The 12466-nt window shown below is 56.0% G+C and carries 7 protein-coding genes; 2 read left to right on the forward strand and 5 right to left on the reverse strand.

Annotation, left to right across the window (positions count from 1 at the left end):
- Nucleotides 1-84: 84 nt before the first annotated feature.
- Nucleotides 85-1827, reverse strand: a complete 1743-nt coding sequence (locus tag Poly51_RS30755; protein ID WP_186775851.1) for a hypothetical protein — start codon at nucleotides 1825-1827, stop codon at nucleotides 85-87.
- 333 nt (nucleotides 1828-2160) lie between these two features.
- Between Poly51_RS30755 and Poly51_RS27255 the strand changes: the two genes are divergently transcribed.
- Together Poly51_RS27255 and Poly51_RS27260 are read left to right on the forward strand one after the other, a co-directional pair.
- The gene (locus Poly51_RS27255; RefSeq protein ID WP_146462089.1) at nucleotides 2161-3561 is read left to right on the forward strand and encodes an acyltransferase family protein; all 1401 of its coding nucleotides are present in this window, start codon (nucleotides 2161-2163) and stop codon (nucleotides 3559-3561) included.
- Between the two features lie 141 nt (nucleotides 3562-3702).
- Entirely contained in the window at nucleotides 3703-4752 is a 1050-nt protein-coding gene (locus tag Poly51_RS27260) for a DUF4261 domain-containing protein (protein WP_146462091.1), read from the forward strand.
- A 24-nt stretch (nucleotides 4753-4776) separates the two neighbouring features.
- On the opposite strand, the gene Poly51_RS27265 is transcribed toward Poly51_RS27260, so the two are convergent.
- From Poly51_RS27265 to Poly51_RS27280, 4 genes are all read right to left on the reverse strand, one after another.
- Nucleotides 4777-6036, reverse strand: a complete 1260-nt coding sequence (locus Poly51_RS27265; RefSeq protein WP_146462093.1) for an HD-GYP domain-containing protein — start codon at nucleotides 6034-6036, stop codon at nucleotides 4777-4779.
- 137 nt (nucleotides 6037-6173) lie between these two features.
- A complete protein-coding gene (locus tag Poly51_RS27270; RefSeq protein WP_146462094.1) occupies nucleotides 6174-6815 on the reverse strand; it encodes an Hpt domain-containing protein in 642 nt (213 codons plus the stop codon).
- A 302-nt stretch (nucleotides 6816-7117) separates the two neighbouring features.
- Nucleotides 7118-10528, reverse strand: a complete 3411-nt coding sequence (locus Poly51_RS27275; RefSeq protein WP_146462096.1) for a tetratricopeptide repeat protein — start codon at nucleotides 10526-10528, stop codon at nucleotides 7118-7120.
- Nucleotides 10529-10751: 223 nt separating this feature from the next.
- Nucleotides 10752-12422, reverse strand: coding sequence for an alpha/beta hydrolase (locus Poly51_RS27280; RefSeq protein ID WP_186775852.1), 1671 nt, complete (start codon nucleotides 12420-12422; stop codon nucleotides 10752-10754).
- Nucleotides 12423-12466: the final 44 nt, after the last annotated feature.

Here is a 12466-nt window from a genome sequence, read left to right on the forward strand (position 1 = left end):
AAAAAGGCTGGACTCTCTTTGGAAGGAGTCCAGCCTTTTGCGTTGATTGAGATCCGTTCGGCTGCGGTCTGTGAAGAGTGTAGATTAGAACTCGAACTCTTCTTCGCCCGCGGGCTTTGCTTCGGCCGCGGCAGCCGGCGCCGCGGCGCCAGGTACTGCAGCGGGCGCTGCGTCGGCGTCACCCATCGGTTGGGCTGCACCGGGTGCTGCACCGGGTGCTGCACCGGCTACCTTGTCGTCGGCTCCAAAGATGGCTTCCTCATCGACGGGGTCTCCTGCGATCAAACGCAGGGCTTCGGCCTGGACTTCGAGTCCTTCGATATACTTCGTGCGATCGTCCAGCATTTCATCGTTCAAGCCGTCAACGACCTCTTGCATCGACGTGACCCACGCTTCGATGACAGCCTTCTGATTCGCGTCAGCAGATGACAACAAACCGCCGACGTTGCGAGTTGGCAAGCCTGCGACACCTTGACCGGTCACGCCTTGGTGGAGTTGTTGCAGCATAAAATTGAGCTTACGACGTGATGCCAAAACTTCGGGAGGCTGAGGCTTTGCTTTGGGGAGCATCGTGCCCATTCCCATTCCCATTCCCATCATGTCCATTCCCATCATGTCCATGTCGTCGTATCCCATTTCCATATCCATTCCCATCTCAGGGCCGCCGTAGCTCTCCATTCCCATATCCATATCTTCCATTCCGTAATCGCCGCCTCCCATGCCGCGCATTCCGGGACGGATCGTCGTCTTGACGGCTTTGTTGACAAGGTCGCCTGGTTTTCGCGGCTGCTTGGTAGCTTGTGGCAAACGCTCGAGAGCTTCCAGCCGTTCGACTTCGTCTTTGAAAGATTCCCTGATCCGACGCGCCCAGCTGGCCAGCACTTTCTCGTGGTTGACGGCGGCGCCTTTCATCGACGGCCCGATTTCGCCGATTCGTGCAACCGAGTGCATCGCGATCATGTCCGATGACTTCTCGGCCGTACTGATGCTGATCAGTTTGGTTCCAAGCGTCGCATCATTGGCCGCACGAAACGTGCTGAGAATATCAACGGCATATCGCTGAAGAAACGCATGAACATCGTCGGTGCGGAACATTGGTGGTTCGCCGTCAAGCAGCGTCGTCATCTCGCCCGCGATCTTGCCACGCACGTCTGGCGGAATGGCGGGAAAGCCGAGCGTGACCTGGCGATGGATACCCTGCAACGCCGCTGCCCGCACGCCGTCTGGATTCTTCTCGTTCGAATAAATTGACATGAACACCGGCAGCGCGGCCAAGTAGGGAACCGGCGGCGTCTTGGTTGCACTTTCGGCTTGTTTCTGATCCAACCGTGACATCAGAAGAATTGCACTGATTCGGCCCGCCGGTAGGTAGTTTCCCTCGGCAACTCTCTTCAAGCCGTTGAATGCATCAACTGTGATCTTCTGGCTGATCTCAGCCCGGTTCGATCGTGCCGCTCGCGCAATGTACCCCGAAACATCGGAAACGATCTTCGGCATCTCTTTGACCGAGTCGGGAGCCGTCAGCATCGCCGGAACGTAAAGCGTGTAGTACGCCGTCACCATACGGGGGTTGCCGCTGCCGTTGGACGCGTAAGATTTCGCGGCGGACTCGACCTGTTTGATGACCGGTTCGGTCAAAGCCTGGTGCATCGCAATGGTGTCGTACTTTTCGCCAGCTTGTGCGAAAACGCGCGACGAACACAGCGCCGCCACAACAAAAACCACGGATGTCATCAGCACCCAGTTCAGCCGATCATGGGCGTGTTCATCGGATCGGACTGCGGCTGAAGGACCAACGTGGGAATTCGAGGTCGTTCGAGGACTCATGGGCATTCCACCATGGAGAAAGGGGTGTGAGTACAAGCGCTGGCATCATTGGCCGGCAGAGAAGAGACTTTTTCACAACCTAAGTATCCTCGAACGGGGCCCTTGCCGTCAATGAAATTCAGGGGTTCAACCCGGTAACCACGGTAAAAAAGACACTCTGGCGCGTTCCGGGGACACATGACGGCCCGGTCGTGGCCGTGTCGCAGTTGCATCACAGCGGCGATGGTCGCCGGGTAAGCCCTACAATCGATTCCCCGTCCCGTCGTCCTTTTCGTGCCCAGCGGGCCAAATGGACTTTCAAGCGTTCCGACGTTTTTGATAGTTCCCAACATCATGGAATGTTCATCTCGCACCACCGCCGGGGATCCCCGGTCGTCGACGTCGTTTTTTGCCGGGTTGGATGCCGTTCGCGCCGGGGCCGCCCTTGCCGTGGTCGCGTTGCATGCGGGAACTCCGTACTTAAAGCACTCGATGCCGGGTTTGACGTGGTCGATGCGAGACGCGTCGAGCCCCGTGGTCGACTTTGTTTTTTGGTCGATCGAGCTGATGATCATGCCAATTTTCTTGGTCGTCGCCGGTTTTTTCGCATTTCAATCACTCAAGCGAGGCACGCCGAAATCGTTGGTTTCTTCGCGAGCCCGGCGGTTGCTGGTACCTCTCGCCTTTGGCGTGTGCTTCATTCTTCCGCTCAGCCTCTACAGCTGGGTTCTCGGCTGGGTCATTGAAGGCTGGGTGGCACCGGTGAAGCTGCGAAGCTTGAAATTTGACGGGGTGATCGACCGCGATTTATGGGGTCTGGGCCATCTTTGGTTCCTTCAATACTTGTTCACGTACATGATCGTTTTGGGTGTCGGCGCCGTTGGGTTGGATCGAACGAGCGCCTGGCGAAGCCGACTTGCCGTTTCGGATGCCGCGAAACGAATCGCTGCGATTCCACGTCGGTGTTTCCTTGTCGCCGCATGGATCACTGTTGCGGCGACGGTTCTGTGGTTTCGGCCAAACGTTGTGTGGGGATTTCAGCACGCATTTTTTCCCGTACCGAGCAAATGGCTGTACCACGGACTGTTCTTTGCCGTCGGAGTCGCACTGGCGAGAGTTGATCCGAAATTTGCGTGGCTGAAGTCGGTCACACCGCGACTGGCGGCTCCGGCCGCTTTATTGGCGGCAATGACAGTGCTAATGGGGCAATGGCACCTTGCCGGTACGAATACCGAATTTGCCGCGGCGCCCCTGTCCGTTGCTAGCGGACTTGCCGATCTGACATTGGCGGTCATGACGGCCTCCGCCGCCTTGGCATCGACGCTCGCTGTCATCGGCCTAGCGGTCACTTATCTACGCCGAAACATGGTCGCAGTCCAGTACTTAGCGGCGGCGTCTTTCTGGGTGTATTTAGTACACCATCCGATCCTGAGCATCGTTCACATCGATCTAAAATGGCTAACCCCTGGGCTCGCGCCGGCGGTAAAAGCGTCGATCGCATGCGCTGTTGCCATCGGGTTGAGTCTTGCGACTTTCGAGGTTTTCGCCCGGAAAACTCGCCTGGGCCGACTACTCGGATTCGATTGGACGTTTCCCAGCAACGAAGTTTCTGATTCAAAGCAAAGCAATGACCGCGATACCAACAGCGATTTTGAACGCGAAGTGATCTCAATCGAGTTCACAGGCCGGTCGGAACCACCGGGTCCGTCTGAAATCCCTTCAAGTGACGGTATTTCCACTCGCCGAGCGGCCTAGCGCGTCGTCAAAGCTTGGCTTCCGCTCCGAAAACATCGTGATACTGGCATCCGCTTCGGTTGCTGATCCCCTCGTGAACGAACGGTCGTTGCGGTAAGTTGATCGATCAAAGTTTGTCGAGTTGGTTTGGCGAGGAAGTTGATGGCGAAGGGTCTGTTCACGCAAGGAATGTGCATCCTGCTGCGCAATCCCATCGCGATTGCCAGCTTGGAAGAAAGGCTGAAAGACTTCCAGCTTGTCGGTCGTCACGATTCGATCGAGGACGACCACGCACCGCGAACCTTGGTCTATGACTACCGCGCCGACGTCGGCGGGCATCTGTTGGTCACGCCATCAGACACCGTTTGGCCCGACGACATGGGCGATCCCGATGAGTCGCCCGAACGGTTTGTGGCTTGGTCGCTGGGCCAATTTGGGCCGCTTGCTTTTCCAGGTTGCCTGCGTCGGTCGACCGAGCAGTCTTGGCAGTGGGAAGACGGCGAATCAATCGTCAAAGAACACACCGCGCACATTCGATTGCTGATCAGCTATGTCCTTGGGGCCGAGGATCCCGTGGACGACGACGACGATATGCCGTTGATCCCAGATGACTATGATCCGCTGGACGAATTGTCGTTCATCACACGCGCCGTCACGACGCTGCTGGAGGATGAAGATGCGATCTGTTACTTCAACCCGGGTGGTGAAGTCCTGCTGGACGAAAATGGTCTACGACGCGGCCTCAATCACGCTTGGAACCAGGAGGTTCCGCCTCTGGAAATGTGGACCAACGTGCGTTTGTTCCATGCCACCGAACAATGGTCGTTGATGGACACGGTCGGCAATGCACAGTTCGATCTGCCCGATCTGGAAGCTGTTTACGATGCCGAAAAATTCGAAGCCGGTGATGTGGAAACTTTTCTGCGCAGTGCTTCGTTGTACATGATGCGGGCGGACGACGGCGTCGAGGACGGCGATACTGCCGACGGTCCCGGCGAAATCAGTTGGAAGGCGATGGAGTGCTTTGATGCACTTTCGGATCCACCACGCGAAACGATCCGCTGGCTTCCCCAAGACGGCTCGACGCCGCCCGACGAGTTGCTCGAACGGGGTGAGGAACCCGACTACGACTACGACGATGATGTCGACGAAGATTTGTACTTGGACGACGACGGCGACGACGACGGTTTGGATACCAACATCGAGTTTTAACCGCTTCCATTTTGAACGGCCGTCTCAAAACAAGCTGGACGAATCCGCTTGTACCATCGCGTTCATCATTTCATTCGTCATGCGGATCTCTTTACCTTCCTGCACAACAGTGTTGACGATGGTCCGCTCGGTGTCGCTAATCGGAAACGGTGGTGCGTCGGCGCCGACAGTTTGAATCACGGGCGTTGCGTACGAACTGTCGTGACGTCGAACGACCGTTGCGATGGAACCGTCATCAAGCTCAACGCGACTGCTGATCGGGTAAAGCGTCAACTGATTTAGGAATGCGCGCATGACCGTGGAATCAAACACTCCTCGACCACACTGTCGAAGCAGGAATACCATTGCATCGTGTTGCGAGAAGCTGAGCCGCCCTGGCCCCGGTCCAGTCAATGACAAAAAGGCGTCGACGACGCTAAGTAGCTTCGCAATCGGATGAATGATGGTGCCTCGGATGCCGCGCGGATAGCCCGTTCCATCCGCTCGCTCGTGCACTTGATGAGCGATCAATCGCGTTTCGTCGGAAATGACGGTCATGTTTGCCATCAAATCAACGGTCACGGTCGGATGTCGGCGGTACTGCCACACCTCGTCGGCGTTCATCACTGAGGACGGGTCGCGAAATTTTGCCGGGAATCGGTAGAGGCCAAAATCGTGGACAAGTCCCGACGTTCCCGCCTGGACCACTTCGTTTTCTGTCATCCCCAACTCGATAGCAGTCCCAATCGCCAAGACCGACATTCGAACGCAACGGTCCGCCAGTGGGTCGGGCGACTGTGCTTCACCCGATGTCACGATCGCAAGCGCCGAGTCTTCTTCGGCCAACGCCATCAGCGTGGTCGGGATTTTGCGCAGCGACTTCAATTCGCATATGCTGGCCCAATCGATCTGCGAACCCACAACTGAAACGAAATTGATCGCTGAGCTGACTTTCGATCGCATCATCGCCGCAAGCTTGGGCGAGTACGCTTCGCTTGCACGATCGACCACACGCGACTTCACCGATTTATCGACGACCGACTTCTTGCTGACGACTGGCGGTGCACCACCTTTCGGCATTTCGCCGCGAAGCGATTTCGCGTCGTCGGGATGAACTTCAAGAAACGACACGCCGCGCTCGAGGATTTGGTCGCGCACCGTCGCCGTAAGCGGACGACCATTGCCCAGCAGCAAGATCCCCAGCTCGTCGGAAATGTCAAATCTACAGGTGGCTCCCAGACTGATTTCGTCTAGGCTGACGCGCACCGTGCCCTGATCCTGCATGGTACGTTTGCCCCTACGCATACCGGATAAATCAAAATTTCGAAGCACTCATTGCGAGTGCGATTGTCTAGTCGTCATCGTTGTCGGCGCCCTGATCACTCCATCCCATCCTTCGATAGGGCATCAGCATCGTTGAAAGGCATTTGACCGTACCGGTTCTAACGATTTTCGGTTCCGCCTTCGTTCAAGCCAAGGTCGTCGGTTAGGCTTGCTTCGATGCCGGACTGGGCCGCGTCAAGACTCGCTTCGATGCGTTCAACAGCCGAAATTTCGGTAGCGTCGGCTTGCTTTTTTGTTTGCGACGGACCGGGCCCTGTCGTCGGTGCCTTTGCGCGTGGGACGGCGCCGCGTCGTCGGGATTCGTTTGATGCGGTCGTCGCCGGCGGATCATCCGTTACCAACGCGTCGGTTCGGATACCCATTCCGCAAAGCAATGCGTCGAGTTGTTCACAAAGTTCGCGATTGTTGCTGTCGTTGCTCGACTCGATGGACTGCAACAGGCTTTTCAAACGGTCAGTCGTCTTCGATATCACTTCGATGCGGACCGCTAGCGAAATATGGCTTCGATGTCGAAGGCTATCGACAAGGTTCTCGAGACGGCGAGAAACTTGAAAAATCTGAACCAGCCCGAGGCTGTCTGCTGTGCAAACAATTTTATGAAGGGACTGATAAATCGAGTCGACAAGATCGCCGCTGACTTGATCTTCGGTCGTTTCTAGCTGCTGTAAGTTCGTTCGGACATCGGAGAGGTACCCGCATGCACGATCGGCGAATTCACGAATCAAATCTGCGTCGAGCATGGCTCTCTCTGCCAACGATTGAAGGCGTGGCGATTGCTGGGGAGGACGGCGGAAGACGGAGGAAATGTCCGTACCTGTTGCAGTTACCTATGTCGCCGATAGTGCTGGGGCAAACGCTTTCTGTACCAGAATCGCCGATTCCCCGTACCAACATGTACCGAACGCAAAAATCAGTTAAATCCTATGCAAAATCGTTCGAAGGCTCGTCCTTTGATGTATATCAAAATCGAAAAGCGTGGCCAAACGCGTCGCAAACGACCGCAAAAAGTTCGTCCACACTGCCTAGGCAAAATACAAACCGATCAATCCGCCTGCCTGAAAGCTTGAACGTTGGACGGTGAAACGGAATATTCGACACCGGACAACACCAACGGCTGGATGATCGAATCGGCGGTCGCTTTGACGATCATTTCGTAGTCATCCGTCTCGACGCGGATGAGTTCCGCTGGAACCGATTCGGCGATATCACCCACGTGAACCGTCATCGTGACTCGGACCGTCCCCTTTGCACGCTCCAATTCAGCTGTCCAGTCCGCAAGCGATTTTTCCGTGTCGTCGCCTTCATCGGTGGCTTTCGATTGGATCAAGCCCGCGACGACATCATGATCGACCGGGACTCTGTCTTCCCATGCTAGCCGTTTGCCGACATCAGGCCCGAACCAAATTCGCGATTCGTCGTTCCACCGAAAAGCGATGGCGTCATCCATGGCAAACGCTGCGGCAACTTCAAACAGCCGACGCGTCGCCATCGGAAGTTGATCGATGATCGCAATTTTTAATTGCTTCGCCTCTTTTTGGAACGCGTCGCGATTCCGCATTGCAAGCGCTGAACTGCGAACCGTCGGAATCGATACTTCGAACAGCAAGTGCTGTCCGGATTCGGACGTGACGGACCAAGCCGTTGAAATTTGCTTGCCAGTGGGCTGAGGAATGTCGCGAGCTTCCACTGTCTCGCCTAACTCACGCTCAAACGTTGACGTCAAAATTTCGATCGTCAGTGGTCGATCGGCCGGAATCCAAAGAACGCCCTCGCTTTCCGCGACAAAGTAAGTGACCCAAAGCGGATACGTATCGATGATGGACGATCGCAACGCTTCAACGTCTCTTACCAGCCATCGACGACGGGTCGGTGACGTCAACCATGAAGAAACTTCTTCGCGATCGACGTCTTTCAACAGTGAAACAAGTTGCTCGTTGTCGCGAAGTGCGAGCGCGATGAGCGCTTGATCCGACAGAGAATCTTCCGCATTGAAAAGGGATCGCTTGATCGAACCGGTGTCGACCACGGGACGATCACGCACGACGTTCGATGCTTCTTTGAAGTCTTCGCATTCCAATAACGCTTGAAGCCGCAGATTGCGTTGGATGGCGATCCAAGGTGGTTGCGACTCGACGTCCCCGATCGCGGTTTCCGCAACAGCCAATTCCTTGGCGGCTTCGGAAAATTGGCCGGTCGACATCCTCAGTTGGGCGACATTGTCCCGGATCGCAGCGAGATGGCCCTCGTCCTGGATCGATCGGGCTCGTGGGAGCCAAGCCCGTACCGTTTTCGAATCCAGCAACGCTGACGCTTCGGCGATCACACTTCGCGACAGTTCTGCAAGATCGCCATCGTTAATCTGAATCTCGCTGGGCACGACTCGATTGGCAACGATGGCTCGCGCGCGGTCACGGAGCGTTGTCGACTGAAGTGACGTGTCCTGTTCGGTATCCATTGTTTTCGCGATCCGCAAAGCCTCGCGAAAGGAATTGTCGGCCGCTTCGACTTGGACTTCATTGAACGCAATGAACGCCTTCAGCATCTCGCGTGTCCAAGCGATTTCCGGATCCGAAAAGCCCATGGTTTTCGCAAGAAACGATTCGGAAGTCGCAGCTTCCTCTCGCTGTAAATACTCAACAATCTGCAATTGCACATCGATGTCGTTCGGAAATTTTTCAGCGACGGCTTCCGACTGCCCCATTTCCAGCATCGTTTCAACAATCACTCGCCGCAGTGCTCGGGTCACGTTCGCAGCTTGCTCATCCGATTGCGACCGATTCCATACTTCGAATCGCGTCAGCTCGGGCAATGCCAGGGGGTTCTGATCAAGAACGTGATGGCAGTAGCCTTGGATAGCGTCACGAAAATGACTCGCCCGTTCACTTTCCTCGACCCGCAGGTCAACGGCGTCGGATTGCAGCGCATCGGACAAGGATTGCAAGTCGCCATAGAAGTCATCGCCAAAAAGCCACTGCGTGATCGTAGCGAGTGTCTGCGGCAAATCGTCGGTTTCGCGAAACAATTCCGGATACCGATTGCTTTCGATTCGAGCGTCCAAGTGGTCTTGGATCGCGACATCGTGAATGGATCCCGGACCGGATTTGTCCCGAGCAACTAAAAACCACTCGGCCGACTTGTCATAGTCCCGTCGCGACCAAGCCTCGTTCGCTTTCAGGATCGCCACAACAGACTCATTCACGCTTTCACGCAACGAAACTTCGGCCACAACATTGCTTGCCCAAACCGAATCGTACGTGATTGCATCAGCAAGGGTCATCCAGGCATCGTCCCCGTTCGCCACGATCGCATCAAGCAATGTTGGTAGATCTCCTTTGCGGCGGTTTCCAATCACCATATCGATGATGGCCATATCCAATGGACACCCCCGCAGCGCAAGCACCGCTTCGTCTGCGGCCTCGTCGTCACGCCCAAGGGATGCCAGGACCGTCGACATCAGCCAATGTGACCGCGGGTGGTTTGGCGATTGGGCACTGGATTTCATAGCCGCTTCGAGAGCTTTTCCATCTTGATCGGCGTCCAAATATCCGAGCGTCAGCATCGGCCAAACGCCCCACATGTGATCAGGATCATGAATGGATTCGAGCAGTCCAACGGCTTCGTCGTAGCGATCCAGTTCGATCCACGCATACGCGATCTGAAGCAACGCGGTGGATCGGTCTTCTTTCAACGTCTGGACGCGGTGACAGGACTTTAACTTTGCGAAGGCTTGTTCTTCGGCACCGTCATCAAACAAGCGGTTCGCTCCTTCGATGCGGTCCATGATCTCGTTAAATCCGCTGGATAGTTTCTCGGATCCGGAAATAAACGATGCGTATTCGTCCGACGTTCTCCGGCCGTCATCAAGCGATTGCCAGTCATAAACTTGCCACCGTCCATCGACGTTGACAAGAAACCACTGTTGAGACTCCGGCAGATTGTTTGCCGAATAGAACATCAGGTCGACTGATACCAATCGAGGTTCCGTGTCAGATGAAGCGACCGATAAGCCCGTTGCGGGACGTATTGCCAGGATTCGGTAGTGGTTGTCGAAGCCGTTGGGGATGGGCCGGTAGTCTTCGAAACCGTTTTGAATCGAGACGCGATCCAGCCAATTGAGGCTACCCGAACCGTCGGGGCTTGCTTCGACTGCATCAAGAAACATTTCCTCGTGCATCGGAATGTGTTCACCGTTGCGATCCGCCTGAACGCATTGCTCGACAAAATCAACGACACTCTGATCGAAACGGGCTCCGGTACTCTCGTCGTCACTGTCCCACCGCGCGAGCGTCCATCGGTTCAGGGATTCGTTGAACGCATCGGCGTCGGCTTGAAATGAATCCTGGCGAGAATCCGGTCGCGCCGGAACTGGCAAAGGTCCACGTGGAACGTCCAACGAAAAATAGAATGCCGTCAACATGCCGCCGCACAGCACGATTCCAAAAAGGAACAGCATGCCGAGTATCAAAGCGGTGCGGTACGGTGATCCACCGGTCGGGGCCGGTCGTGGCGACGGAACTTGGGTCGGGGCAGCGTGTTCAGAAAATGGATCGTGGTTCAATGGTCGATGCCGTGCGATGGGTCGATGGGGATTCCGGCCCCGATTGTACCGTGACCGACGTCACATCCCAGATCACGGCTGTTTTCGCTTCCGATGACCTAATTTGGCATATCTATCTCTAGCGCCGCACTTCCATGGGCATCTGAGCTTGAACATCGGTGCCCAGTTGCCAATAGATTAAGTTTCCAGTGCGGCGGGTGATCAGCGACGCGCGTTGTGGCGCCGATTTCCGTTCTCGGACAACACCATACAGTTCCCTCAACATCGCTTCGTTGTCGCCATAGTAGCTGTGCCCAAGGATGCTCAAATCGATCCCGCTGACATCAACGGTTTCAATACCGGGGACGACAACGATGTCGACGCCGCTGTCGCCCGCCCGCGGGTAACCATGGACCTGTTTCGACGCGACCAACGCTTGATCGTCGGATGACGCGTAAAGCGTGACGTGATTTGCGATGGCGGCTAGCGGTGATGCAAAATCGCGGACGAACCGATCGGCGTCAACATCCGGCGCAGCCATCACCAATCGGTCGAACGGACGTGCGGCACTGGGATCGGCTTGCGATTGGATCTGGCTCATCGCAGCGACCATGGCACGATTGCCCATACTGTGTGCGATCACGTTGATGGACGAAGCACCACTGTCGCGAGCCAATTCCAACAAGAACTCTCGTAAGTGAGTGATCGTCCATTCCGAGTTATTTTCATCGATCGTGTAACCAAGAAGCGACCCTTGGCTCGGCCACGTATAGCAGATCGGCACTCCTTCGAATGGCAAATCGACGGACACTTGAGCGGTACGCTGAATCGCTGACTCGAAGTCAACGTTGTATCCGTGAATGAACACCAAGGCGTCTTGTTGGGGTGATCCAGCGATCCGATGGGCCAATCGACTCGAGAAGTCGCTTTGCGTTAGCTCAACCGCGGACGTCATGACGATGTGTTTGTCTTGGTTCTCGCGAAATTCGAATCGAAACAGATTCGGCCGCTCGACAACACCCTTTGCGTGTGACCGAGGCACCGTGACTTCGCAGATCCCGCGAGAAAGGATGCCACGGTCGCTGGTGTACGTGACGCCGTGCTTTTCGATGTTCGCTTGTCCCGACATCAAGATGGCCGCCGCACCACAACCCGTCGCAAGTCCGGTAAAGATGGCAAAGACCGTTTGTTTCGAATTGCCACGCAACCAACATGCAAGCGCTCCCATCAAGATTAAGACGGAAGCGAAGCTGAAGACGACAAACATTTGTTTCTGGCCGGTGACTTCATAAGCCGACAGAGGCATCGCACCGCGCGCACGATCGGTGGCGTAGAACACTTCGACCGTCGTGTAGGACGCATCGCGACTGTCATCAATGGCCGGGGGCATATCGGGAATCTGCTGGGACTCCCGCTGCATCGGAAGTGTTTCGGTCACGGGCCCGTTGTTGGTTTTCTGCATCGCGGTTGTGCGCGCAGGCGACAACATCGTGGTTGGCGGAGCTGTGATGGCGTCTTCGTGAAAGACTTCGAACGAAGGATCGGTTGACCGTTGCGAGGGCGGTTGTTGGCTGACAGAACTGTCCAACCGCGGCGTGGATGCGTCGTGGTGGAAATTCTCGTTCGGTGCGGCGACTGCGTCACCGGGTGCAATTTGGGTACTCGCTTCCTGATGCTGTGCACGGCCGCATCCGACCTGGAGAACCACGGACACACCCAAAAGCAAGAGAACGTACGTGCGTCCACGGTCGGGCGCAGTCCGCCCATGCTGGTCGATCTCTCGGTCTTGCGTGGTACGTTGAGTCGACATGGGTACACTTTGGCGGATGGGGTACATTCAAATTACCGATGAAG

Source organism: Rubripirellula tenax (genome assembly GCF_007860125.1).
GTDB lineage: Bacteria > Planctomycetota > Planctomycetia > Pirellulales > Pirellulaceae > Rubripirellula > Rubripirellula tenax.